Origin of the sequence: Amycolatopsis sp. M39, assembly GCF_001651785.1 — a bacterium.
GTDB classification, from domain to species: Bacteria; Actinomycetota; Actinomycetes; order Mycobacteriales; family Pseudonocardiaceae; genus Amycolatopsis; species Amycolatopsis rubida.
Map to the genome: position 1 here is coordinate 68,676 of NZ_LWSF01000024.1, position 24,463 is coordinate 93,138.

At 70.9% G+C, this 24,463-nt stretch carries 24 protein-coding genes and 1 pseudogene; 10 read left to right on the forward strand and 15 right to left on the reverse strand.

The genetic code is table 11. The features are described from left to right. Positions 1-779: AI-2E family transporter (locus A4R44_RS35125; protein WP_232791925.1), on the reverse strand; the 779-nt coding region annotated here is incomplete at its 3' end. A 392-nt stretch (positions 780-1,171) separates the two neighbouring features. Here A4R44_RS35125 and A4R44_RS35130 point away from each other — a divergent pair. Next, the gene (locus tag A4R44_RS35130) at positions 1,172-1,411 is read left to right on the forward strand and encodes a hypothetical protein (RefSeq protein WP_067590487.1); all 240 of its coding nucleotides are present in this window, start codon (positions 1,172-1,174) and stop codon (positions 1,409-1,411) included. A gap of 497 nt (positions 1,412-1,908) precedes the next feature. Here the strand turns inward: A4R44_RS35130 and A4R44_RS47535 are convergent, their stop codons facing one another. The 3 genes from A4R44_RS47535 to A4R44_RS35140 form a co-directional block, all read right to left on the reverse strand. Beyond that, positions 1,909-2,247: a hypothetical protein gene (locus A4R44_RS47535; RefSeq protein WP_107648932.1), complete on the reverse strand. Its 339-nt coding sequence runs from the start codon at positions 2,245-2,247 to the stop codon at positions 1,909-1,911. A 76-nt stretch (positions 2,248-2,323) separates the two neighbouring features. After that, positions 2,324-2,641, reverse strand: a complete 318-nt coding sequence (locus A4R44_RS35135) for a hypothetical protein (RefSeq protein ID WP_067590490.1) — start codon at positions 2,639-2,641, stop codon at positions 2,324-2,326. Between the two features lie 92 nt (positions 2,642-2,733). Continuing rightward, positions 2,734-3,144 carry a DUF4345 domain-containing protein gene (locus A4R44_RS35140; protein WP_067590493.1) on the reverse strand — a complete coding sequence of 137 codons (411 nt, stop codon included), beginning with the start codon at positions 3,142-3,144 and terminating at the stop codon, positions 2,734-2,736. Positions 3,145-3,245: 101 nt separating this feature from the next. Here A4R44_RS35140 and A4R44_RS35145 point away from each other — a divergent pair, with 101 nt between their 5' ends. Then, the gene (locus A4R44_RS35145; protein ID WP_067590498.1) at positions 3,246-3,845 is read left to right on the forward strand and encodes a TetR/AcrR family transcriptional regulator; all 600 of its coding nucleotides are present in this window, start codon (positions 3,246-3,248) and stop codon (positions 3,843-3,845) included. A 480-nt stretch (positions 3,846-4,325) separates the two neighbouring features. Here the strand turns inward: A4R44_RS35145 and A4R44_RS51115 are convergent. The 8 genes and pseudogenes from A4R44_RS51115 to A4R44_RS35185 all read right to left on the reverse strand — a co-directional run. Further along, positions 4,326-4,670, reverse strand: a pseudogene (locus A4R44_RS51115) (nuclear transport factor 2 family protein); the annotation flags it as partial. Positions 4,671-4,674: 4 nt separating this feature from the next. Further along, the gene (locus tag A4R44_RS35155; RefSeq protein ID WP_067590502.1) at positions 4,675-5,610 is read right to left on the reverse strand and encodes an amidohydrolase family protein; all 936 of its coding nucleotides are present in this window, start codon (positions 5,608-5,610) and stop codon (positions 4,675-4,677) included. After that, the gene (locus A4R44_RS35160; RefSeq protein ID WP_232791914.1) at positions 5,607-6,662 is read right to left on the reverse strand and encodes an amidohydrolase family protein; all 1,056 of its coding nucleotides are present in this window, start codon (positions 6,660-6,662) and stop codon (positions 5,607-5,609) included. The genes A4R44_RS35155 and A4R44_RS35160 overlap by 4 nt, the downstream gene beginning before the upstream one ends. A 28-nt stretch (positions 6,663-6,690) precedes the next feature. Further along, the gene (locus tag A4R44_RS35165; RefSeq protein WP_067590507.1) at positions 6,691-7,524 is read right to left on the reverse strand and encodes a fumarylacetoacetate hydrolase family protein; all 834 of its coding nucleotides are present in this window, start codon (positions 7,522-7,524) and stop codon (positions 6,691-6,693) included. 16 nt (positions 7,525-7,540) lie between these two features. Next, positions 7,541-8,464 (reverse strand): VOC family protein, encoded by a 924-nt coding sequence (locus A4R44_RS35170; protein WP_067590512.1) that lies wholly within the window; start codon positions 8,462-8,464, stop codon positions 7,541-7,543. Further along, positions 8,461-10,398, reverse strand: a complete 1,938-nt coding sequence (locus A4R44_RS35175) for an acetoacetate--CoA ligase (protein ID WP_067590515.1) — start codon at positions 10,396-10,398, stop codon at positions 8,461-8,463. Before A4R44_RS35175 ends, A4R44_RS35170 begins: the two co-directional genes overlap by 4 nt. Before the next feature lie 9 nt (positions 10,399-10,407). Continuing rightward, entirely contained in the window at positions 10,408-11,601 is a 1,194-nt protein-coding gene (locus tag A4R44_RS35180) for an acyl-CoA dehydrogenase family protein (protein WP_067590518.1), read from the reverse strand. 24 nt (positions 11,602-11,625) lie between these two features. Next, entirely contained in the window at positions 11,626-12,144 is a 519-nt protein-coding gene (locus A4R44_RS35185) for a flavin reductase family protein (RefSeq protein ID WP_067590521.1), read from the reverse strand. A 156-nt stretch (positions 12,145-12,300) separates the two neighbouring features. Between A4R44_RS35185 and A4R44_RS35190 the strand changes: the two genes are divergently transcribed. From A4R44_RS35190 to A4R44_RS35200, 4 genes are all read left to right on the forward strand, one after another. Continuing rightward, positions 12,301-13,083: a FadR/GntR family transcriptional regulator gene (locus A4R44_RS35190; protein ID WP_093573581.1), complete on the forward strand. Its 783-nt coding sequence runs from the start codon at positions 12,301-12,303 to the stop codon at positions 13,081-13,083. Between the two features lie 287 nt (positions 13,084-13,370). Then, complete coding sequence (locus A4R44_RS35195; RefSeq protein WP_067590524.1) at positions 13,371-14,192, forward strand: hydrolase; 822 nt, start codon at positions 13,371-13,373, stop codon at positions 14,190-14,192. After that, complete coding sequence (locus A4R44_RS49490) at positions 14,159-14,422, forward strand: hypothetical protein (protein ID WP_198545555.1); 264 nt, start codon at positions 14,159-14,161, stop codon at positions 14,420-14,422. Before A4R44_RS35195 ends, A4R44_RS49490 begins: the two co-directional genes overlap by 34 nt. Positions 14,423-15,358: 936 nt before the next feature. Continuing rightward, positions 15,359-16,303 carry a hypothetical protein gene (locus A4R44_RS35200; protein ID WP_232791915.1) on the forward strand — a complete coding sequence of 315 codons (945 nt, stop codon included), beginning with the start codon at positions 15,359-15,361 and terminating at the stop codon, positions 16,301-16,303. On the opposite strand, the gene A4R44_RS52755 is transcribed toward A4R44_RS35200, so the two are convergent. From A4R44_RS52755 to A4R44_RS35220, 3 genes are all read right to left on the reverse strand, one after another. Continuing rightward, a complete protein-coding gene (locus A4R44_RS52755) occupies positions 16,191-16,520 on the reverse strand; it encodes a hypothetical protein (RefSeq protein ID WP_369806004.1) in 330 nt (109 codons plus the stop codon). The genes A4R44_RS35200 and A4R44_RS52755 overlap by 113 nt on opposite strands. Positions 16,521-17,941: 1,421 nt before the next feature. Further along, positions 17,942-19,000: a M20 family metallopeptidase gene (locus A4R44_RS35215; protein ID WP_067590541.1), complete on the reverse strand. Its 1,059-nt coding sequence runs from the start codon at positions 18,998-19,000 to the stop codon at positions 17,942-17,944. After that, positions 18,997-19,986 (reverse strand): LacI family DNA-binding transcriptional regulator, encoded by a 990-nt coding sequence (locus A4R44_RS35220; protein WP_067590543.1) that lies wholly within the window; start codon positions 19,984-19,986, stop codon positions 18,997-18,999. Before A4R44_RS35220 ends, A4R44_RS35215 begins: the two co-directional genes overlap by 4 nt. A 111-nt stretch (positions 19,987-20,097) precedes the next feature. Between A4R44_RS35220 and A4R44_RS35225 the strand changes: the two genes are divergently transcribed. The 4 genes from A4R44_RS35225 to A4R44_RS35240 are packed head-to-tail and all read left to right on the forward strand — an operon-like array spanning position 20,098 to position 23,824. Continuing rightward, a complete protein-coding gene (locus tag A4R44_RS35225; protein WP_067590546.1) occupies positions 20,098-20,850 on the forward strand; it encodes a glutamine amidotransferase in 753 nt (250 codons plus the stop codon). 31 nt (positions 20,851-20,881) lie between these two features. Next, positions 20,882-21,877 (forward strand): DMT family transporter, encoded by a 996-nt coding sequence (locus A4R44_RS35230; RefSeq protein ID WP_067590550.1) that lies wholly within the window; start codon positions 20,882-20,884, stop codon positions 21,875-21,877. Beyond that, complete coding sequence (locus tag A4R44_RS35235) at positions 21,870-22,904, forward strand: phosphotriesterase (protein ID WP_067590552.1); 1,035 nt, start codon at positions 21,870-21,872, stop codon at positions 22,902-22,904. Before A4R44_RS35230 ends, A4R44_RS35235 begins: the two co-directional genes overlap by 8 nt. Beyond that, positions 22,901-23,824, forward strand: coding sequence for a ribokinase (locus tag A4R44_RS35240; RefSeq protein ID WP_198545557.1), 924 nt, complete (start codon positions 22,901-22,903; stop codon positions 23,822-23,824). Before A4R44_RS35235 ends, A4R44_RS35240 begins: the two co-directional genes overlap by 4 nt. The last annotated feature ends 639 nt before the right edge of the window (positions 23,825-24,463 follow it).

Here is a 24,463-nt window from a genome sequence, read left to right on the forward strand (position 1 = left end):
GCGAGGGGGACTCCGACCAGCCAGATGCCGATTCCGATGCAGATCGCGTCCACGCAGGCGACGGCCACGGTGGCACGCACGTAGCTGACCAGCGAGGCGAAACCGCGACGGCCCGCGACGTCGACGCTCTCGCGGGACGCGGCGGGCACGATCCGCAGGAGGAAGCTCCACACCTGGCTGCCGCTGTAGAGGAAGAAGATGAGCACGAACAGTGTCAGCAGGATTTCGGTCAGCACCCCGCCGACGGTCGCGGCGGTCGAGAGCACCCGGCCGGTCAGCTCGGAGGTGTTGCCCTGGACGGCTTTGACCGCGTTGTCGAGCAGTTGCTGCAGCTGGGCGTGCGACAGGTGCAGCGGTCCGTTCCGCAGCCAGTCGTTGATGTTCGCCAGACTGGCCGCGAGCTGGTTCTGCAGTTGCGGCAGGCTTGCGGCGACCGTGGTGATCACCAGGGTGAGGACCCCGCCGAGTACGGCGAACCCGACAATGATCGCGAGGATCGTGGCCAGCGCGCGGGGCACGTGCCAGCGCACCAGCCGGTCGACCAGCGGCGCGAACAACGCCGACAGGAGCAGGGCGATCCCGATCGGGACGGTGACGGTCGCGAGGTGGCCGAGCACCCAGGCGATGGCCCCGACCATGACCAGGACGACCAGGAACCGCCAGCCGGTCGCGGCCGCGACGCGCAGCGGCCACGGCACCGCGCCCGCGGCGTCGCGTCGGTGCTGCCGGTTCCCGCCCGCGATCCGGCGAGCGGGAACGTGTCCGTCCTGAACGGCCACCTGGTCACCTCTTTCCTGAGCTTCTCCAGCCTCTGGGTCTCTGGTCCGCGGCGGGCCAAGCTGGGTCACGACGACCTGGCTGGAGCATCGCGAGCGACTTCGCGGCCCGGTCGGCCATGAGCGCGGTGCCGTTCCGGAGGCCCGGCCGGCTGGTGTCTCCGCCGTTCCGGCGAGCATGAGCAGAATGCTCTCCAGAACGATCACCGGTCCCTGTCTTTCCTCGTGGCGAGCATGGGATTCGAACGCTGAGGTGCTGAGGGCCCGGGTACCCGTCGCCCGGACGGGCAAACTCCGCGGCGGCGGGAGTTTCGCGGAGGTGCGGCCGGGGCGCGCGGAATCCGGTGCGCACGAGGCGGCGGGGATCGGGAAGCGCGAGCTGGGGTTCGTCCTTTATGGACTGCTGGAACCGGGCTCGTGCCGAGCACGTGGCGGTCCAGCCAGGCGCGGGACATCCGGCGCTCGCGACCACGAGCACCGCCGCCTGCGGCGCGATCGCCGTCCCGGAGCGCCGAGATCGAGACCTGTTCGTCGCGCTGGCCTTCCCGTTCGGCTCGGACGCAGTCCTTTTCCTCTTTGGCTTTGGCGAGGTGGCTGGCGGCGAGACCAGGCGCGGCCGGCTGACCCCGGTCTGATTATGGGCGGTTTTTCGCCGCGGTGGACCAATTCGAAACTTCTTGGCTGCGGGAGGGCCAAGTCCCGGCGAGCGGGGCGAGTCGGCGGTGCGGCTCGATCGGATGCCTGGGACGGTTCGCCTGCCGACGGGCGTACGGTGGGTGCTGGCCGCGCTCCCCGATGACCCGCGTTTTCGCAGTGCGGCACACCGTTCGGTCCAGGAGGGCGCATAAACCCTTGGCCGTCGGTTCGGGCCCGATCCGGCCCACCCCTTCGCATAGGGTCTGGACTGCGAAAACGGGATCGTGCGGCGAGGTCTCGCGGCCGCGCCGGAGGCGAGCGCGGCGCGACCGGCCAGGGGATTGTTCGAGCTGGCCGGTTTCCTGCCTGCCGTAGCAGGGAGCCTGTCTCGGGCTGGAGAACGCATCCGAGGCAAGAACAGTGCCGGCTTGGCGATCGCGCGTACTGGGACCGGGCGATGACGGCGGTGCTGCCCGACTGCGTTGTGGCTCGGTCGTTACCGCCCGACGACCACGCGGGGCATCAAGTCGATGCTCGGCCGTCGAGCGGAGCAAGCCGGGGTTTCCGCCGCGCCTGGGCACACCGGCGCGGCGGGGAGCGGATGAGCTGGTGAAGAATTCAGTCGAGCGACGTTGCCCGCCGGAGCAGGGGTCAGCGTCCGGTTTCGAGTTCGGACAGGTTCAGCGCCAGCTTGCGATGGACCGCGGGCAAGCCAGTCCAGAGTGCGCATCGCGGTATTGCGCACGGCTCGCCGCGCAGCACCCGGCCGGCGGGCCAGATCCAGCGCGTCTTGGATGCCAGTGTTCGTGCCCTGGCGGCCGACTGGGCTGTGCACCCGCGCGGCGTCGCCGGCGCGGTAGCCTCAGCCAGGCGGTGGTGCACGTGGAACCGCGAACTCCGTCCCTGTCCGGTCACCTTCGCCACGATCCGGTGCCGGGCAGCGACGCGAGCACGGTGACGCCCTCGGAGTCCTTTCGCTTCATCAACATCTGCTCGGTAATGTCCTGCGGCACCAGCAGGGCATAGGGATGGGCCCGGGGCAGTTCGCCGAGGTCGATGTGCGGCGGCACGCGATCATGCTCGCGCACAGTGAATTTCGAGACGAGGATGCCGCGCGCCGCGAGTTCCTCGGTGTCGCCCAGTTCCTTGAGGGCGCAGGCGTGCGAACAGGCCGGGGTTCGTGCCGTCGACGACGCCCGGCGGGTCTGCGGCGAATGGCGCAGGACCATGGCGGCTTCGAGCGACTCGCGAGATTCGGCCTTGGCGACGCACGCCGGCCGGCATGATGTTTTCCTTTGCCCGCACCGGGGATTCCCCGTGGCTATCGCGTCAACGCCGCCAGGTCCGCGGTTGCCGAGCGTCCGGTGGCTTTCTGCAGCAGGGGCGAATAAACCAGCGGGGTAACGAGTTCCACGACCAGCATCGCGACGTAGAACCAGTGCGGCCAGCCGACATAGGCCACGGTCAGCAAGCGCACCAGGCCGCCGGCGAAGAACACCAGCATGAGGAGGTGGATCAGGCCGGCGTGCCGGTCCAGATCCCGGGCGGCCCACACGCAGGCGATCCCGTACCCGAGGAACAACAGCATCGAGAACCGCAGATCCCCGTCGAGGGTGGCGTTCGGCGTGTTCGCTCCGATGATCGTGCTCGGCCCGATCAGGATGTGCGCCAGCGCGATCAGTGCGCAGGCGATGCCGAAAACGACGAGGTACCAGCGCAATACGGCCTTCATGATCGCCTCCCGATCCGGATCCCCGGCGTTAGTACACATGCGTCTACTAGGCTGCCGAAGCGTAACCGCGCTAGTGGACGCGCGTCAACTAGGGTGGGGTGATGCCGCCCCGCCGCCGCCTCTCCCCGGACCAGCGCCGCGCCGAACTTCTCGACATCGGCGCACAGATGTTCGCCGCACTGCCCTACGAACAGGTGCAGATGGACCGGATCGCCGAACGCGCCGGAGTCTCCCGTGCCCTGCTGTACCGGCACTTCCCGAAGAAGAGCGTCCTGTTCGCGGCGATCTACCAACGGGCCGCCGACCGGCTGCAGGCCCGGATCCGGTTCGAGTCCGGCCGGCCGCTGACCGACCAGGTGGCCGCCGGCCTCGACGCGCACATGGACTACTTCGCGGCCAACCGCCACACCGTGCTGGCCGCCAACCGCGATCTCGCCGGCGACCCCGTCGTGCAGGCCATCGTGCTGGGCGACCACCGGGCCATGCACGACGTCATGCTCGCCGCCACCGGTCTCAGCGGCGCGCAGCGCGCCACCATGTCCGCGGCGCTCACCTCATGGCTGATGTTCGTGCACACCCTGTGCCTGGAATGGCTCGAACACGACCGCCTCACCCGCGACCAGGTCCGTGATATCAGTCTCGGCGCGCTGACCGGAACCATTGCCGCACTGCAGGATCCGTCGCGGACCGGCGTCCGGTAGCGACAGCATGGGCACGGAACCGCTCGTCCTCGTGCCTCCGCCCGGAAACGGGACGCACACACCGGGCATCGAGGAATACCGAACGTCGCGTCGCAACGGTGGATCCCGCCGACGCCAACGCCCGGAGACCGCGGCCGGGGATGGCTGCGCTCGCGAGGCCGACCAGATCCGAACGGACGGCCGTGACGCCGGATCAGCGCGGCGGCCGTCGCGAGCCGCCGCCCGCACCTGACCCGGATGACAGCTTGGCCGGCCGGCGTGCAGCCAGGTTTCGTGGGCGGCCAGATACGGTTCGGCGAGGTCCGGCCGATCGGGGCCGGGCAGGTCGGGGCTGATCGCGTACCCGGCTTCGGCGAGGACGGCGGCGAGGTAGCGGTACGGCCGGTCGAAAGGGAACGAGTAGCCCGCCAGCGGCGAGGGGTCGTCGGCGGGATTCGCGAGCGTCACGACGTCCTGGCAGTAGAGCATGGTCAGTTCGCTGATGCGCCACTCGCCGCCGGTGCGTACGAGCCGTTGGAAGAGGCGGCCGTGCGAGGCGAGGTTGAGTTCGACGCCGGCGAGGGTCGCGGTGGTGTGCACGGTGCAGTTCTCGCTGGCGAGGGCGCGGTCGCCGACGACCTGCGAGCTGACCGCGCCGAGGGTGTGGAAGCTGCGGCTGCCGCGTTCGTGCATGCGGCGGGACGCGGCGGCGAATTCCTCGCCGGTGCCGGAGAACCAGCTCAGTTCGACCTTGGCGCCAGGGGCGAACGCGGACGCCATCAGGTCCCACCGGGCGGTGTCGCGGGCGGTGCGTTCGAGCAGGACGACCTCGGAGATTTCGGACACGGCGCTACCTCGCCAGCCGGGGGAACAGCCGGCGGGCGTTGGCGGTGGTGAGCGTGCGCCACTGCGGTCCGGCGGCGTCGATCGACGCGACCTGTCGCAGCACTGCCGGCGCCGGTGTCCAGCAGGAATCGCTGCCGTAGAGCAGCCGCGCGGTGCCGACGGCGGCGGTGAGCGCCGGGACCTGGCGGGGGAAGGGCGTGCCGGCGAGGTCGAACCAGAATTCGGCGAGTCGCTCGCGCACTGGCGGGGCGTCCGGGCCGAACGCGGTGCGGAACAGTTCGAGCCGGTCCGCGAGCAGGGGCAGCGCGCCGCCGCCGTGCGGGAAGATCCATGCGATGCCCGGGTAGCGCGCGGCTGTTCCGGTGAGCAGCAGATCCGTTGCGGCGCGGGCGGAATCGAAGATGAACTCCAGCAGCGGCCGCGGCAGGCCGAGGCTCACGGCCTCGTGGGCGGGCGGCGAGGTGGGGTGCACGAACACCACTGCGCGGCGGCGGTCGAGTTCAGCCCACACCGGCTCGAACGCGGGGTCGGCGAGGTAACGGCCGTGTGCGTTCGTTTCGACGGCGACTCCGTCGCTGCCGAGGGTGTCGAGTGCGTAGGCGAGTTCGGCCAGTGCGCCGTCGACGTCGGGCAGCGGAAGGTTGGCGAAGTGCCCGAACCGGCCGGGGTGGTCGCGGACGTGTCCGGCGGCGAATTCGTTGACCTCGCGGGTGAGGGCGCGTGCGGCGGCGTCGTCGCCGAAGTGGGTGCCGGGGGAGGAGACCGACAGCAGCGCGGTGCCGATTCCGGCCCGGTCCATCAAGCCGAGGTGTTCGCGCACGTTCCACGACGGCCACGCGGGCATGCCGTCGGGATCGCGGTGTCCGGCGGCGATCGCGGCTTCGACGTAGCGGGGCGTGACGAAGTGAGAGTGGACGTCGACCAGCGGTTCGGCGGTCACGACCGGATTCCTTCCTGCTCGACGCCCGCGCACCAGACGCGCTGGATTCGGCGGGTGGCGCTGATGTCTTCGAGCGGGTCGCCGTCGATCAGCACCGCGTCCGCGCGCAGGCCCGGGGCGATCGCGCCGCGGTCGGCGAGCCCGAAATGCCGGGCCGGTCCGCTGGTCGCGGCGCGCAGGGCCGCGGCGGGGGAGAGCCCGGCCCGGACCAGGAGTTCCAGCTCGTCGTGCAGGCTTTCGCCGTGCGCGACGAGCGGCGGCAGCCCGCGCACGACGGCCGCGTCCGTCCCGGCCAGCACTGGCACCCCGGCCTGGTGCAGCGCGGTGACGTTCCCCATTGCCACGTCGAGGGCTTCTGGCAGCCCGCGCATCGTGCCCAGGGCCCGTTCCATGGTCAGCGTGGGCACCGAGACCCGCCCGGCCATGCGGGCGATCTCGTCGTCGCCGAGCGGGGCGTCCATCGGGACGTGCGTGACGATGTCGACGCCGAGATCGAGCGCGAGCACGTACGCGCCGCGAGAAGCCGCATGCGCGACAACAGATTTCCCGTGCTGGTGAGAAGCTTCGACCAAAGCCGCGGCCGCGGCGGGATCGGGTCCGCCCGCGCCGGGCGCTTCCAGCACGATCTTCACGTAGTCCACGCCTTCGCGGACCCGGTCGGCGACGAACTGCGCGCCGTCGCGCAGGATCGCGTCCGCGGGCAGGTCCGGGAACTGCGCGTGCGGTCCGCCGGGGCCGATCGCGGGGGTGCCCGCGCTGCGGATGTCCGGGAGCCCGGGCAGGCCGCGCTGAGCCGCCACCCGCTCGGCGGGCCAAGTGGCCATGTCGAGCGCGGTCGTCACGCCCCACCGGCCGAGCTGGCGCAGCGTGTCCACCTCGTGGAGGTGCAGGTGCGCGTCGATGAGGCCGGGCAAGAGCACCGCGCCCGCCGCGTCGACGCGTTCCGCGCCCGCTTCCTCGGTTCCGATGACCCCGCCGTCGAACACGACGGTCCGCGGCGGCGACAGCGTTTCGCCCTCGAACACCCGTACCCCGGTCAGCGCGATGCGCACAGCGGTCCTTTCGTCGGCGGATGACTGGCTAGCGAAGAGCATTGCGCAATTCGCCGATTCCTTCGATCCGGCTGACCAGCGTGGCGCCGCGCGGCAGGAAGCGCGGCGGTTTGCGGCTGCCGCCCACCCCGGCGGGCGTGCCGGTGAAGACCAGGTCGCCGGGCAGCAGCGGGCACACCGCCGACAGCCGCGCGATCAGTTCCGGCACCGGGAAGATCAGGTCGGCCGTCGTGCCCTTCTGCAGCACCTCGTCGCCGAGCGCGCATTCGATCGCGAGGTTCGCCGGGTCGCCGAGTTCGTCGGGGGTCACCACCGCCGGGCCGATGGGGCCGAACCCGGGGAACGATTTGCCGAATCCGAACTGCGGGGCCGGGCCGGCCAGCTGCACGACGCGTTCGGACAGGTCCTGGCCCACGGTCAGCCCGGCCACGTGCGCCCAGGCGTCCGCGGCGGCGACCCGGTGGGCGCGCGCCCCGATCACCACGACCAGCTCCACCTCCCAGTCGACGTGGTCGCTGGGCAGGTCGATCGCCGCGACCGGGCCGGTGACGCAGGTCGGGAACTTGGTGAACACGAGCGGCTCTTCCGGCTCGGCCAGGTTCGCCTCGGCGGCGTGGTCGCGGTAGTTGAGCCCGATCGCGAACACCTGCCTGGGGAGCGCCACCGGGGCGTCGAGCCGGGCCGGGTCGAACGGCCGGTATGCGGACGCGGGCACGCTGGGGGCCCAGGCGGCGAGTTCGGCCCAGCGTTCGTAGACGTCGAACCCGTCGGGGGCGAACGCGCCGCCGCTGGCTTCGGCGATGTCGGCTGCGGTGTCCCCGGAGACGAGGCGGTAGCGGCCGTCGATCCTGCTGATGCGCATTGAGTGTCCTTTGTGGTCAGTCGGCGGAGTGGGAACCGGTCATCAGCGCGGCGAGGTCTTCCGGCGCGAGGAACGACGGAGGCGGCGGCGGACCCCAGTTGTACAAGCCTTTCGCGCCTTCCACGACCTCCGGCCGCCACAGCGCGTCCTCGACGACGCAGTCGAGATCGCTGTAATACTCGGAGAAATTGCCCGCCGGGTCCTTGAGATACCAGAAGAAGTTCGACCCGATGTGATGACGGCCGAGCCCCCACACGTGCCGCTCCGGGTCGGCCTCCAGCATCGCGGTCGCGCCGCGGCCGACCTCGTCCACGTCCTCGACTTCCCACGCGGTGTGGTGCAGGAAGTTCAGCGGAGCCTGCTGGACGAGCACGTTGTGGTGGTCGGTCGAGCAGCGCAGGAAGCTCGCCAGCCCGGGCACGCGGTCGCTGACCTTGAACCCGAGCCCTTCGGTGAAGAACCGCTGGGTGGCTTCCTGGTCGAGCGAACCGAGCACGACGTGGCCGAGTTTGCGCGGCCGGACGGGGCCGGTGCGGCCGATGCCGTCGGCACGCGCGTCGGGACGGCCCACGCGGCCCGGCCCGTTCGTGGCGGCGACCGGTGCCGGTTCCTGCCGTACTTCCGGGGCGATCGCGACGACGACGGTCAGCGCGGAGTGGGGGTCCTCGACGGTCAGCGACGTCGCGTCGGTGCGGTAGGCGACGCCGAGCTTGTCGAGCTGGGCGCCGATGCGGCCGAGGTCGTCCTGGTCGTGCACGCCGACGCCGAGTTCCAGCAGCCGCCGCCGTTCGGCCGGGGCGAGGCGGAGCTGTTCGCCGCCGTCGACGGTGCCGTAACGGTGGCCGCCGAGGTCGGCCAGCCCGAAATCGCGGTAGTAGGCGGCGGTGGCGTCGACGTCGGGCACGCCGATGGCGAGCGAGGTCAACCGGTGCAGGCTCATGCGGTCTCCTTGGCGAGGGCGGCGGCACGCGCGGCGGCGACGCCGGCGTACCAGTCGATCAGGGCGGGGTCGTCCACCGCCGCGGGATCGGCCACAGCGGACGGTTCGGCGCCCTGCATGATCCGTTTCAGCGGGACTTCGAGCTTTTTCCCGGTGCGGGTGTGCGGGATGCCGGGCGCGGCGACGATCTCGTCCGGCACGTGCCGCGGCGAGGCATGCGCGCGGATGGCGGCGACGAGCCGGGAGCGGAGGCCGTCGTCGAGTTCAGTGCCGGGGGAGAGCGTGACGAACAGCGGCATCCAGTACCCGCCGTCAGGCTCTTCGACACCGAGGACGAGGGCTTCGGCGATTTCCGGCAGCGGTTCGACGGCGTCGTAAATGTCGGCGCTGCCCATGCGCACGCCGTGCCGGTTCAGCGTCGAATCGGAACGGCCGTGGAGCACGAAAGTGCCGCGCTCGGTGTGCGTGGCCCAGTCGCCTTGCCGCCACACCCCTGGATAGGTCGAGAAGTACGCCTCGCGGAAGCGGACGTCTCCGGGATCGTGCCAGAAGCGCAGCGGCATCGACGGCATCGGCTCGGTGATCACCAGTTCGCCGACTTCGCCGACCAGCGAGCGCCCCGCCGGATCGTAGGCGTCGGCGGCCACGCCGAGACAGGGCCCGGAAATCTCGCCCGCGTACACCGGCAGTGTCGGGGCGGCGCCGACGAATCCGGTGACGACGTCCGTGCCGCCGCTGGTCGAGGCGATCTGCACGCGCGGCCCGAGCCGGTCGGCCAGCCATTCGGCGGTGCTGGCGGGCAAGGCCGAACCAGTCACGCCGACACATCGCAACGACGGCAGGGCAGGCAGCTTCGCCCCCTCCTTCACGCAGCTGAGCAGAAAGCCGGGGCTGGTGCCGAGCACGGTGACCTCGCACCGGGCGGCGAGTTCCCACAACGACGTGGGACTGCCGTCGTAGCAGACGATTCGCGCGCCGGTCAGCAGTCCGCCCGCCTGGCTGTTCCACATCATCCAGCTCGGTGTGGTGAACCAGAAGAACGTGTCGCCTTCGCCGAGGCCGAAATGCAAGCCGCTCGTCTTCAGCTGTTCCAGCAGCACGCCGCCGTGGCCGTGCACGATGCCCTTCGGCACGCCGGTGGTGCCGGAGGAGAACACCACCCACAGCGGATGGTCGAACGCCACCGGTTCCGCCGCGAACTCGGGTTCTCCGGCGACAGCGTCGGCCCACGGCAGCATCCCGGGCACGCCGGAACCGAGCCGTGGCACCGAAATCGCCAGCCGCACGGTCGGCAACTGCTCGCGCAGTCGTTGTGCTTCCGCTGCGCGGCTGCGGTCCGCACCGGCGAAGCGGTAGCCGTCGGCGGTGATCAGCGCGACGGGTTCGAGCTGGCCGAACCGGGCGACTGCGGCGGGCACCGCGTAGTCCTGGCCGCACGACGACCACACGGCGCCGAGCGAGGCCGTCGCGAGGAACGCCACGACCGCTTCGGCGATGTTCGGCAGGTACCCGACCACGCGATCATCGCGGCCGACTCCGTTGCGGCGCAACGTGTCCGCCAGTGCAGCGACCTGACGGCGAAGATCGCCCCAGGTGTACTCCACAGGTTCAGCCGCCTCGCGGACGTCGAGAATCGCGACGCTCTCTGGCCGCCGGTCCCGCAGCGCGTGCTCGGTGTAGTTGAGCTGCGCGCCGGGAAACCATTTCGCGTGCGGCATTTCCGGTTCGGCGAGCGCGGGACCCGGCGGCGTGGCGGAGCGGACGTCGAAGAAGTCCCACACCGCCTGCCAGAAATCGCCGAGCTGCTCGACCGACCAGCGGTGCAGTTCCGCGTAGCCGGGGAACCGGAGGCCGCGGCGCTCTCCGGCGAACGCCGCGAACCGGGCGATCCGGGTGTCCGCGCCGGGGTCCGGGACCCACCGGGGTTCGGTCATGCGTGCTCCTCAGACCAGCGGGGTGACGGGGTCGGCGACGCCGAGCAGCGCCTTGCCGTAGATCTCGTAGCCGACCGCGGGCGACACGATGGCGTGCCGGGCGGCGGTCGCCGAATCGCGCCAGATCCGCTGCAAGGGGTTGACCTCGGCGAAGGAACCGGCCCCGTGCGCCGACAGCAGGATTTCGAGGGCGCGGGTGACGCATTCGGCGACGTAACCGGTGTCGGACCGCACGCGGGCGCGGGTGAGGTAGCCGGGGTATTCGCCGCGGGCGGCCGCGCCGTCGACGTCGTCCGCCGCGCGGTACGCGACGAGCCGGGCAGTGTCGAGCAACCGGGACGCCTCGGCGATCTGGAGCTGGAAGCCGACCGAATCCTGTTGCGCGGCGAAGAAGGTATAGGAGATGGGCTTCTTCGCGGCTTTGCCGACCACGAGGTCCAAAGCGGCCTTGCCCATGCCCAGCTGCGGGCCGACCAGCACCAGCGCGAGCACCGGGACCAGCGCGGAGCGGTACAGGACCTCGTCCTTGTGCTCGGTGGGATAGTCGCCGCCGATGGCGGGCGGGATCCGCAGGACGCGGTGCTCGGGCACGAACACGTCCTCGGCGACCATGCAGTTGCTGCCCGACGAGCGCATCCCGGCCACGAACCAGGTGTCTTCGAGCGTGAGATCGGCGCGCGGGATCAGCGCCATGCCCTGGTCGATCGTGGCTCCGGTCTCGTCGGTGATCGGGATGCCGAGTCCGGCCCAGGTCGCGTGCCAGGAGCCGGAGTTGTAGAACCACTTGCCGGTGACCCGCCAGCCGCCCTCGACCTTGCGGGTCTCGGCGGTGGGCGTCAGCACGCCGGAGACCTTGGCGTCCGGGTCGGCGCCGAACACCTCGTCCTGCGCGCGTTCCGGGAAGAGCCCGACCACCCACGACATCACGTTCGTCAGGGTCACCACCCAGGACGTGCCGCCGTCGGCTTCGGCGACCGCGGCGGAGACGTCGAGCATCGTGCGCAGCGAGGTTTCGTAGCCGCCGTACCGTTTCGGCGTCGCGATCCGGAACAGCCCGGCGTCGGTCAGTGCCTTGATGCTTTCCTCGGCGACGCGCCGGTTCCGCTCGCCTTCGGCCGCGTTGTTCTTCAGCAGCGGCGCGAGGTCCTCGACCCGGGCGATCAGTTCCTCTGCGGTGGGCACGACGGTGTGCGTGGCGGTCATGGATTCTCCTGGTTCGGTTGCGGTTCAGCGGGAACAGGCAGCGATGTGGTCGGCGAGCGGGGTGCGCGGCCGCGCGGCGAAGCGGGAGTGCGTGCCGAAGGTGCGATGGCTGTACACGAGCGGCGGCCGCGGTGCGGAGACGGCGAGAACGACCTGGCCGACCAACAGCAGGTGGTCCCCGGCGGGCACCGCTTGAGCCAGTTCGCACACGGCCCAGCCGGCCACGTCGTCGAGCCGCGGCAGCCCGGAGGAGGGGGACCAGCGCGCGGCGGAGAACCGGTCGGCGCCCGGCTTGGCGAATACGGTCGCCAGGTCGTCCTGGCCGGCGCTGAGGACGTTGACGCCGAACCGGCCGGCCGCCTGGATCCGCGACAGCAGCCGGGACCGGCGGTCGAGCGCGATCGAGATCAGCGCCGGCCGGAGGGAAAGCGAGGCCAGCGAGCTGACCGTGGCGCCGTGCGGCCCGTCCCCGTCGGCCGTGGTCACCACCGCGACCGGGGCGCACACCCCGGCCATCAAGTCACGAAAGTGCTGGTCCAGCATGACCGGCCACCCTTCGCTAATTAGTAATGATTAATTGACTGAGGCTCAGTGTCGGCGTGGGTCCGGGCATGCGTCAAGAGGGGGCGGATAATTAATCATGGTTTTTTCGGCCAGGGCGGCACGGCGGTTGTTAAGGTGAGCCGGGGAGGAGAGCTGATGGACGGCGGATCGACACCGGTCGAGGACCTGGAGGGTCCCGCCTACTCGCGCGAGCTGTGGGCGCGGGTGGCGGATCCGGGCAGCACCGTGGCGGTCGGCCGCTCGCGCGCGGAACAGGCGGCGGGCCGGATCGCCCGGCTCGCCGCCTCGGTGCCCGCCGGTCAGCGCCTCGGCAGCAAAGAAGACCTCCGCAAGCTGTGCGGGGTGTCGGTCGGTGCGATCAACGAGGCGATCAAACTGGCGCAGACCCGAGGGGTCGTCACCTCGAGGCCGGGCCCGGGCGGCGGGTTGTTCGCCTGCGATCCGTCGCCGCTGTCCCGGATGAACGGCTGGTTCCGCTCCGCTGCCGAGGACGCCTCGGCGTTCGACGAGACCGTGCAGATCCGCGACGCGATCGCCCCGCTGCTCGTCGGCGAGGCGCTGCGGCACATCACGCCGGCCGACCAGGAGGCCTTGGCCGAGCGGCTCGGGCGCGTCCGCCGTACCCGGGACGAGCACGAGGTCGCGGAGTTCGTGTCGGCGTGCTGGGAACTGCACGCGTACTTCGCCGAGCTGGGCAAAGGCGTCCTGCTGAACACGCTGTACCTGAGCATTATGGATCTCGGCACCGGCTATCTGCGCGCCAAGCTCGCAGACGCCGACCTGGCGGCAGTGCGCCTGGATCCGCTTGCCGAGGCGATGGAAGAGCTGGTGGACGCGTTGGAACGGCGCGACGCTCCGGCAGCGGTCGCTGCGTTGCACCGCACCGTCCCGACGGTGATTCTGCCCGAGGGGGAGTGACTCTCCGCCGGATCGTCAGCCGGAATTCGCGGGGTCAGGCGGGTTTTGCCAGACCGGGCCTCATCGGGTGCGAGGCGGTGGTCGCGGCACGTCGGCACTGATTTCGCGGCGCGACGCCGGAACCGGCGTCGCGCAAGGTCGTCGAGCCGGGCGCACCGGCGGAACGGCTCGCCGACGCGGCTGGTGAGTGCGTCAGCTCCGATGCCGTCGGCGTCCGGGGGAAGAGGGCCGCGCACGTGGCCCGGCCGGTTGACCTCTACCAATGTCGAGGTTCGAGAATCGCGACCATGACATTGTGGATCTGCGACCGATGCGGCATCGAGCAACCCGGTTCCCCGGAACCCCCGCATTGCGTGATGGACCGCGGCGAGGCCGGCATCGAGGAGCGCGGGGACCTGGGCCCGCATTCCGGGAGCTGGCGGACTCACGAACAGCTTGCCGCCGAACCGCACACGGTGCGGCAGCGGGACCACGGCCGCGGGGTGCACAGCCTGCGCCGGGAACCGGTGGTGGGCATCGGGCAGTGGTCGTTCGTCGTGCGGACCGCGCGGGGGACCGTGCTGTGGGATCCGCCGACCTCCATCGAGCCGGACACGCTCGCCGCGGTCCGGGCGCTGGGCGAGGTCGCCGCGGTGGCGACCAGCCACCCGCACATGTTCGCCGCCCAGATCAGCTGGAGCCACGCGTTCGGGCGGGTCCCGGTGCTGGTGAACGATGCGGGCCGGGAGTGGCTGGGCCGCACCGACCCCGTGCTCGAGTTCTGGACGGAGCGCGCCGAGCCGGTGCCCGGGGTCGAACTGATCCAGGTCGGCGGCCATATGCCGGGCAGTGCGGTGCTGCGCACCCCGGACGGCACGATCCTGTCCGGCGACACGATCAGCGGCGGCCTGGCGCCGAACTGGGTGTCGTTCCAGCGCAGTTTCCCGAAGCACATCCCGCTGTCGGCCGCAGTGGTCCGGCGGATCGCGGACCGGCTGGACGGCTGGTCCTACGACCGGTTGTACACGCTCGGCGGCGACACCGTCGACGCGGACGCCAAGGCCGTCGTGCACCGCTCCGCCGAGGCGCACATCCGTTGGGTCAGCGGCGAATTCGACCACCTGACCTGACCGGCTTCCTCCGGCGCCAACGCGGCGATCGCCCGGACCGCTTCGGCGCCAAGGCCGATCTGGCCCGGGCGATCGCGCACAAGCACTCCGCCGCGATCGAGCCGGACTTCACCGGTGTGCGGCCTCGGGCGATGACCGACACGCTCGTCGTCAATACGCACAACGCCGCCCTGACGCATCCCGGCTCTGTCGCCCACCTGCCGGTCGAAGAGCGCGTCTGCCCGGCGTGACGCATGGCTCGGCCGATCGCTTCGGCGAAGCGATTGTGACCCGCGGTGTCCTCCTTGACCTGGCGCCTGGGGGCGGCACCGACCTCGATGCTGCCCTGGAACGGGCGGGTGCCACCCTGTCCGCGGGCGACGCCGTCGCGGTTCGCGGCGGATGGGACATCAACCAGCCACTCGGCCAGCCAGTGCGTGAACTGGACCTCAGCGCTGTGCGGTGGTTGAGCGAGCGCGGCGCGAGTGTCTCCGTCGGCGACGCCCGGCCCTCGCGATTCCCGATGCCCCTGCACCAGGTCGCCCTCGCCCGACTCGGCCTCCCGCCGGCCTCGAAGCACTCGCCGGGGTCTGCGAAGCGTCGAGTCGCTGGAGCTTCATGCTGGTCTTGGTGCCGCCCGGGCTCGTGGTCAATCCGATCGCCGTCTTCTGCGCCCGTGGAGAGCAGTACTGGTCGTGACGGACGTTGTGGCGCGGTCAGCCACGCGATAGTCGCCGCGCTTCACGGCGGCCCGGCGGGCTTCACGTTTCCCGAACGGCGAAAGCAACTGGATCCGGAGGTCTCGCGATGCCGGGGAAAGGGCGGGCCGCGGCGTTTCCGGGCCAGGCCGGGTTTCCACCCGGTGACGCGGAGCTGGCGGCGATCCGCTGGAGCAATGCCTGCTCGGCCGTCCCCTGCGCGACGTCGAGCGGCCGAGATCATCCCGCGGACCCGGAGACCGGAGCGCTCGGCACGATGCCGGCCGCTGCGACCAGGGTTCGCGGGGTCCGGCCTGCTCAACGCCGCTTCGGCGAAGTTTCGCGGACAACGAAGCAACGGACGCCGCTATCTGTCGTCTTTGACTGTATGTGGACCATGGAGCGAAGCATCTCCGAGCGGACCCGGCAGCTGACCGCGAACATGGAAGCCAGCCCGGTGTCACGGCCCCACGCAGCGGAAGTCCGGGCATGATCGGCACCGAGACGCACTACCGCGCCGTCGTGCGTGTGCTCCCGGCCTGGTATCGCGCCGAACGGGGCGACGAGATGGTCGGCACCCTGCTTGACCTGCGCGGCGAGCAGAACCACAAGGCGCTGTGGAGCGAACTGTGGGCGGTGCTGGCGCTGGGCGTGCGCACCCGGCTGGCGGCCAGGGCGGCACCCGCGCGCACGATTGCTCTCGGCGATCTCGTGCGGCAGGTCGCGCTCCTCGGCCTGCTCTGGGACGTGCTCAAATCGGCCTGCGCCGCGAGCAACACGCTCTGGCTGCTGCTCACCTTCTCCGGCCCTCGCCCGGGGACCTTCCGCACGGCGCTGACGGCCGATCTGATCACGGAGCTCATCCCGCTGGCGGCCGCACTGATCCCGCTCGTGCTGCTGGTCGACGGGTGGCGCCGCCTGGCGCGGATCGCTGCCGGGGCGATCCTGTCGATCGGCGCGATCTGGTTTCTGGTCAAGCATTCCAGCCCCGAAGCGCTCGGGTACTTCGCTCCGCAGTGGGTTCCGCTGGTGCTGTTGCTGGCGGCGTTCCACACCGACGCCCCGTTGCCGCCGGCGCGGCCGTGGTGGTGGGGCATCGGCGGAAGTATGCTCCTCGCTCCCGTCCTCGCACTCAGGTCCGGGCTTCCCGGCGAGCTCGACCGGATCGCCGGATTGTCCCCGCTGGTCTGGTTGTGCGCGATCGCCGGAGCCGGATGTCTGCTGCTCCGGCTCCGCTCCGAACCACGCGCGGCACGGACGCTCGCGCTGGCCCTGTGCATCGCTCTGGCGGTGGTCCAGAACCTGGTGCTGAAAAACGGAGTCATCCCGTTCGACGAGATAGTGCTCGCGCAGGTCTGCTGTGCCGGGGCGATCGTCGGGGCATTGACCGTCGTCGGAATTCGCGACTACCGCCGGGCGGTCGTAAAGCGCTGAGGCCGGCGGAGTTCGCGCGAGACCGCAGTGAGCCAGACGGTTTCGGCGGCGATGGTCGGGGCGAGGAGGGCGGCCGGCAGTCCGCCGCGGTGCGGAAGCGGCGGCCCTCGCGGTGGGCGGCCAACGCGGCCACGATCGAGGCTGCTTCGACGGTGGCGGGTACCCGCTCCGGGGCGATCCTGGCGCGCCGGGAGACGGACGCCGCCCGTTCGGCCACTGCGGGATCGAAGTGTTCGCGCGGCGGTAGCAGGCCAGGTGCGCCCCGCCGCCGGGTCGAGGACGATGCCGGGCACTGCCTTTCGCCTCACAGTCCACAGTGGACAAAGTCGTCGGCAGTCCGGATCAGCTCGCAGCCACCGCGCCGAGCAGCACCGATGGGGTGTCCTCGTCGGAACTGACGCGGCCTGCCGCCAGCAGGCGCGACAGCCCACGCTGTCCGCAACAGTCCGCGCCGCGGCGAGCCCGAGCCTGGAATAGCGCCAGATAAGGACGATGAACAGCGACAACGCCGACGCGGCAGCGGCGGTGCAGATGACGTAGTAGATCAGCGGCACCAGAACGCCGGTCCCGCTCACCACGGTGTTTCCGCCGACCTCGCGGGCGTCGGCGACGACGAGGAGAACGCGGTTGACCGCGAGCGCCTCGCCGGTCGCGAACAGGGCACGGCGGGCCTGCCGCCGAGTCGGTTGTCCCGGTGACAGCGATCGCGCGAACAAGACGAGGAAAGCGAGCGAGGCGAGCTTCAGTTCGTCGCCGAGCAAGCTCGCCGCATTGCCGCCCGAGACGGCGAGCAGCGTCATCCCGGCGGTCAAGCATCCGATGAACATGCACAGGTACCTGACTCCGGGCTGTGGAGCCGGGCGGCGGGATTCCACCTTCGCTGCGACGGCGAGCAGCGCGCACCGACAACCGGAGTAACCGATCGCCTCGATCATCCGAACCACTGCTCCACCAGGGACAGCCCGCGCGACACGAGCGCGTGATGCCTGCCCGCTGGGCGGCGCGGTGAGCTACCTGCGTGGCCAGCCGTTCCGCCTCCTGATCCTGCGCCTCGGTGTACACCGGGCGGCCGAGCACCCGCTGGACCAGTCGGGGGGGAGATGGCGGGGCGCAGTGCGGCGACGTTGACGGTGCTGCCTTCGGCGTGTCCGTGGAGTGGGTGCCCGATTTCGTGCAGCAGTGTGTCGACGTTGACGGTGCTGCCTTTGCTGTGTCCGCAGTGCGGGTGCCCGATTTCGTGCAGCAGGATGTGCTGACGGTGCGGCGCGGAAGTGCTGGCGGGCAACAGGATGTAGTCAGCGCGGTCGGCGGGCGTCACCAGCGCGCACGGGCCGCCGCCGAGTGCCCGCGCCGGCAGCAGTTCGATCGGCCGGTCCCGGGCGACCGCGCGCACGAACTCGATCCGGGCCGAACGGCTCGGGCAGGTCCAGGTCCCCGGCCAGTTTCCGGCATCTCCGCCGCAGCTTCCGATCCGGGAACCGCCCCGCAGTTCCGTTAGCTCGCCCGCTTCTCTCCGCGCGATCGCGTCTCGGCGGCCGGCGCGAACTGCTTCTCGTCGCCGCCCTGCCGGAACCGCCCCGCGGTCATGGGCGGGCTGGGAACAAGGACCGGGCCGCGGCCGTCAGTCCACATCGGACTTCAACGCGCGGCGGACAGCACCAGCTCGCGATAGTTGCGCAACGCCTCCCGCCAGGACTCCAGTTCCAGTTTCTCGTTCGCCGCGTGCATCTCGCGCGGATCTCCCGGGCCCCAGATCACGATCGGAGCTCCGGCCACCGACCCGGCCAGCGCCGAGGCGTCGGTGAAATAGGCAGCGGCTGGTGCGGTGGTTTGCTCAGCCAGCGCATCCGGCAAGTGCGGCGTCCGAACGGCAGGCAGATCGAGATCCACCTCCGCGCTGATGGCCGGATCGAGCGACGAAGCCCAGGCGATCGCGGGCGCTCCACCGTCCACAGTGCGCACATCCAGCGTCAGAACCGCCGAAGCGGGAACGATATTCGTCGCGGTCCCGCCCTCGAACGTGCCGACGTTGACCGTCTCCTCGCCCAGATAGTCCTCAGCGGACAACGGAAAGGAGCCGAGCGCGCCGAGAACCCGCTCGGCGAGCAACTGGATCGCGTTGCGCCCGAGGTGCGGCGTGGACCCGTGGGCCGCCTTGCCTTCCGCGGCGAGGCGCAGCCACGTGGCTCCGCGATGCCCGAGCGAGACGCGGTTCTGCGTCGCCTCCGGCACCACGACGATCCGGGGCGTCAGCTCCAGCGAGCCCGCGGCCTCCGCCGCGCCGCGGCAGCCGATCTCCTCGTCGCTGGTGATGAGGACCTGCGCGTCGGCACCGGCTGCCGCCGCGTTGCGCAACGCCGCCAAGGCGGCGACCAGTCCGCCCTTCATGTCGACGGTGCCCCGGCCGTGCAGGAACTTCTCGTCGGCGGCCGCGGAGAACGGGGCGTGTTCCCACCGGTCAGGGGAGCCGGCCGGAACGGTGTCGATGTGGCACACGAACAGCGCCCCACTGCCCGACCCGGTGCCCAGCAGCACCCACGGACGCCCGCTGGCGGAACGGCGCAGCACGCGTACACCCGCGGTGGCGGTGGCATAGGAGACAGCCAGTTCCTGGGCGGCGGCCTGCGCGGCGCGGTCGCCGGAGGTGGTGTCCTGGCGCACCAGGTCGCGCAGCAGCTCAAGGGCTTCCTTGGTCATGCGGAGTGCTCCCGGGTCGATTCGCGGACGACGAGCTGCATCGAGAGCACGTGGTCCGCGGGGCTGTCCCCGGCCGCGAGGCGGGTGATCTCGTCGACCGCTTTGCGGGCCATCTGCTCGGTCGGTTGCGCAACAGTGGTCAAGCGCGGCGAGGTCCATTCGCCGAGGGTGATTCCGTCGCAGCCGATCACCGACAGGTCTCCCGGCACCGAGACCCCGGCGCGGCGGGCCGCTTCGAGCAGGCCGACCGCGGCGATGTCGCTGGCGGTGAACACGGCGGTCGGCTCGGCTCCGGCTCGCGCCATGTGCGCGAAGAAGTTCATGCCGAACGCCGAACTGAAGGCGCCGCGCACGATCATCGCTTCGTCCGCCTCGACCCCGTGCGCCTTCAGCGCCGCCCGGTACCCGGCCTCGCGCTGGTCGGCCGTCCGCAGCCCGGCCGGGCCGCCGACGTGGGCGATGCGCCGGTGGCCCTGGGAGATCAGGTGGGCGGTCGCCTGGTAGGCGCCGCCGAAGCTGTTCGCGGTGACGTGCGCGATCCGCGGCCCGGCGGCTTCGACGTACTCGTCGAGGAAGACCACCGGGAACTCGCCCGCCAGCCTGCCCGCGAAAGCCTCGTTGGTGCTGTTCATCCCCAGATAGATCAGCCCGCCCACGTCCGGCACCCGCATCAGGCGTTCGACGCTGGCGCGCTCCCGCGACGGCGACGAGCCGGTGAGGGCGGTGAACACGTCGATGCCGTCCGTCGCGGCGGCGTCGGCCACCGCGTCCGCCAGCGCCGAGAAATACGGGTTGTCCAGCGACGGGACCACCAGGCCGAGGCTGAGCCCGGTCACCTGTTTCGGCACGGGCGGATGCCCTTCGGCCGACAGTGCGGCGTCGATGCGCCGGGCCGTCTCGGAGGCGACGTTGAGCTCCCCCCGGACGTACCGCGACACGGTCGACACCGCCACTCCGGCCTCTCGGGCCACCTTCGCCAGCGACATCCGGCTCCTCCCCGTTCGAGCGTTGACGGCGACTGCAACCGCATCCTATATTGGCGGTGTTGCGCTATGTTGCGCAACATGCGCTAAAGCTTTCGCCCGAAGGAGTCGTCGATGGTCAAGGTCCTGCTAGCCGGGGAGTCGTGGGTCAGTGCGACCATCGACCACAAGGGATACGACCCGTTCGCGCACACACAGGTGGAGATCGGGTGCGAGCGGCTGCTGGCGGTGCTGGCGGCGGAAGGGGTCGAGGTGACTCACCTGCGTTCGCACGACGTGGCCGAGAAGTTCCCGCAGACGCTGGAGGAACTCGGGGCCTACGACGTCGTCCTGCTCTCCGACGTCGGCTCCAACACCTTGCTGCTGCACCCGGACACGTTCACCCGCGGCCGCCCGGCGCCCAACCGGCTCAAGCTGCTGCGCGAGTGGGTCCGGGGCGGCGGCGGCCTGATGATGGCGGGCGGGTACCTGAGCTTCCAGGGCTTCGAGGGCAAGGCCAACTACCACCGGACGCCGATCGAGGAGATCCTCCCGGTCGACATCGACCCGTTCGACGACCGCGTCGAGGCCCCGGAAGGCGTTCGCGCCCAGGTCGTGCGGTCCGGCCACCCGGTGGTCGCGGGCCTCGACCGGGAATGGCCGATCCTGCTGGGCTACCAGCACACCACGCTGAAGCCGGACGCCGAACTGCTCGCCACCGTCGAGGGCGACGTCATGCTGGCCGCGCGCCGGTTCGGCGAGGGCCGCACCCTCGCGTTCACCTCGGACATCTCCCCGCACTGGGCTCCGGAGGAGTTCATGAGCTGGGACGGCTACCGCAAGCTCTTCGCGCAGGCGCTGACCTGGCTCGCCGGACGCGAAATCTGAGCCGCGCGCACTCGGGATCAAGGAGGATTCGATGAGTACGTCACCCACCCGCCGCGCGACCTCGGTCGTCGTGCTGACGATCGCGACCGTCTTCGCCGGAATGCTCGGCCCGTTGCAGTCGCTGGTCAACGGGCATCTCGGCACCGAACTCGGCGACGGGCACGCCGCCGCGCTGGTGTCCTTCGGCACCGGCCTGGTGCTGATGCTGGTCATCGTGCTGGCGCGGGCCCGCACGCGCACCGCGTTCTTCCGGCTGCCGGGTCAGCTGGTGCGCGGCGAGATCCCGCGGTGGAACTTCTTCGCAGGCCTGTGCGGCGCGGTGATCGTGCTCTCCGAAGGCGTGACGGTGGGCTTCCTCGGGGTGGCGATCTTCCAGACCTCGCTGATCTCCGGCATGGTCATCTCCGGCGTGGTGTGCGACCGCCTCGGCATCGGCGTCCCGTTCAAACAGGCGATGAGCGCGCCGCGCGTCGCCGGGGCGATCCTGGCCATCTGCGCCACGGTGCTGGTCGTTTCCCCGAACTGGTCGGCCCCGCACATGATCGCGCTGGCGATCATGCCGTTCGTCGGCGGCCTGCTCGCCGGCTGGCAGCCCGCGGGCAACTCCGAGATCGGTTTGCTGTCCGGCTCGATGTTCATCTCCATCACGTGGAACTTCCTCATCGGCTTCGTGGCGCTCGGCCTGGTGTACGTCGTGCGGATGGCGGCTTCGGGCGCCCACTTCGCGTTGCCGGGCACCTGGTGGATGTACTTCGGCGGGCCCCTCGGGCTCTTGTCGATCGCGCTGATGGCCTTGCTGGTGCGCGGGTTGGGCCTGCTGCTGCTGGGGCTGGCCTCCACGGCCGGTCAGCTCATCGGATCGCTGCTGCTCGAAGTCGTCGCTCCCGCGGCGGGTTCCAGCCTGCACCTGGTCACCGTCCTCGGCGCGCTCGTGGCGCTGGCGGCCGCGGCGATCGCGATGATTCCGTCCCGCCATACGGCCGAACCGGCGGCCCTCGCCCAGCCCGCCGAGGTGCATCGTGGCTGAGGTGCGCGGCGTCCTCGGTGCGGTCGACGCCGCGGACCTCGGGCTGGTGCTGCCGCACGAGCACCTCTTCAACGACCTGTCCTCCGCCGTCGCCGAACCTTCCTATGCCTCCACCCGGCGGCTCGTCGAAGCGGAAGTGGGGCCCGGCTGGCAGTTCCTGCTTCGCCAGGATCCCTACTGCTGCGCCGACAACGTGGCGGTGAAGGACCACGCGAGCGTCGTGCGCGAGGTGGCCGCGTTCGCCGTGGCCGGCGGCGGCACGGTGGTCGACGCGACCGGCAGCGCGGCGATCGGCCGGAATCCGCGAGCGCTGGCGGCGGTGGCCGAGGCGACCGGGGTGAACGTCATCATGGGCACCGGTGCGTACCTGGAGAAGTTCGAGGGCGAGCGCATTACCGCGGTCGCCGTCGAAGCGCAAACCTCGCGCATTCTCTCGGAACTGGACGAGGGCGTCGGCGGAACGGGCATCCGGGCCGGCGTCATCGGCGAGGTCGGCGTCTCGCCGTTGTTCACCGACGGGGAGCGGGCTTCGTTGCGCGCCGCGGCACTCGCGCAGGCGGCCCGGCCGGACGTCGGGCTCAACATCCACATGCCGGGCTGGCAACGGCGCGGACACGAAGTGCTCGACCTGGTGCTGGACGAATGCGGTGCGCTTCCGGGCAAAGTCGCGCTGGCGCACAGCGATCCGTCCGGCGACGATCCGGGCTACCAGCGCGAGCTTCTCGAACGCGGCGTGCTGCTGGAGTTCGACATGATCGGCCTCGACATTTCGTTCCCCGGCGAAGGCGTGGCCCCGACGGTGTCCCAGACCGCGCACGCCGTGGCCCGATGGGTGCGCGAGGGCTTCGGGGAGCAGATCATGTTGTCGCACGACCTGTTCCTGAAGCAGATGTGGACCCGCAACGGCGGGAACGGGCTGGTATTCGTGCCGACCGTTTTCGCCGATCTGCTCGAAGCCGAAGGCGTCCCGGCCGGCGCCGTGGCCCGGCTGATGCGGGACGTCCCGGCGCGATGGCTGACCGCATGAGCCCAGCCGTAGCTGTCGTCGCGTCGCTCAACGTCGACCACATCGTCCAAGCGCCGCGGATTCCCGCGCCAGGGGAGACCCTCATGGGATTCTCGGCGAGCCGGGAACTGGGCGGAAAAGGCGGCAACCAAGCGGTCGCCGCCGCCCGGCTCGGCGCGGACGTGGCCGTGATCGGATGCGTCGGCCAGGACGAGGACGGTGACGAGTACCTGAAAGCCCTCGCCGCCGAGGGCGCGGACGTGACTCACGTGCGGCGATCGCCGCTGCCCACCGGGCGGGCCGCGATCACCGTCGACGAGGAGGGCGTCAACTCGATCGTCGTCGTGGCCGGCGCGAACGCCGACATCCCGGCAGCGGCGGCCGAAGCGGCGATCGGCGCATTGCCGGGCCTTCAGGTAGTCGCGGGCCAGTTGGAGGCGGCGGCCGACGCGACGGAACGCGCGTTCGCGGCTGCTCGTGAACGCGGGGTGCTGACGGTGCTCAACACCGCGCCCGCCGCCGACGTGGCCGGGAAGCTGCTGCCGTTCAGCGATGTGGTGGTGTCGAACGAAATCGAGTTCCGGCAGCTCACCGGCCAGGATCCCTTCGACGGCAACGGGTTGCGTCGCGGCGGTGCTGAACTGTTCGCCGCGGGCTGCCGGTGGGTGATCGTGACGCTGGGGGCCGAGGGGTGCGCGGTCCTCGACCCGTTGTCGTCCGTACACGTCCCGGCCGTCGCAGTCCGGGCCGTGGACACCACTGCCGCGGGAGATTCATTTGTCGGTGCGCTCGCTGCCCGGCTCGCGGAGATTCCCGCTGAGCCGACGACCGAGGACGTCGTGGCGGCCTGCGGTTTCGCAGCGAAAGTGGCCGCGGTCGTGGTGACGCGGCACGGGGCGCATCCCTCGCTGCCGACTCTGGCCGAAGTCCTCGGGGCGTGACGCGGTGGTGTGGACCAGGATCCGCTCGACGGCGACGGTGTGCGGCGTGACAGTGCTGAACCGTTCGCCGCCGGGTGCCGGGGGCTGCGCGGTGCTCGACGCATGACCGGGCGGCGGCAGTCATTGGAGGTGTACCAGACGGGATGGCAGTTCCCGTGCGGCTGGACGTAGTACGCCCTCGGCGAGGCTTGTCCTTGCTTCAGAACGACGTCGTGTAGCGGTGTGTTTGGTTGTTCATCCGCAGAACGCGCCGTAGGAACAGAGTTCGGATGACGTGGGCGGTGCAGCGCGGCGCTCTGCTGGGCAGTGAACCGCGAGGAACGCGGCTGCGCGGCAAAGCCCGCCGACGCGTCCGCCTGCGTCGCGACGGCGGCGAGCGAGACCCAACGCCGCGCTGATTTCCCTCGCACGGAAACCCCTCTTCCGGCGGAAATGTCCAGGAGGCCGCGAACGGCGTATTCCGGCAGCCCGAATGCCGCCAGGCGATTTTCCGGCCCCTGCCGAGAGGTCAATGTTCGCGCACCGAGAGCCGAGATCGCGATGGTGTGAGCTGGAACTCAAACAAGGGGTTTCCGTGCTTCGGCTGCGCTGCACACCCGAGGATCTTCTGCACGTGTCGATCGCCGAACATCCGGCCCC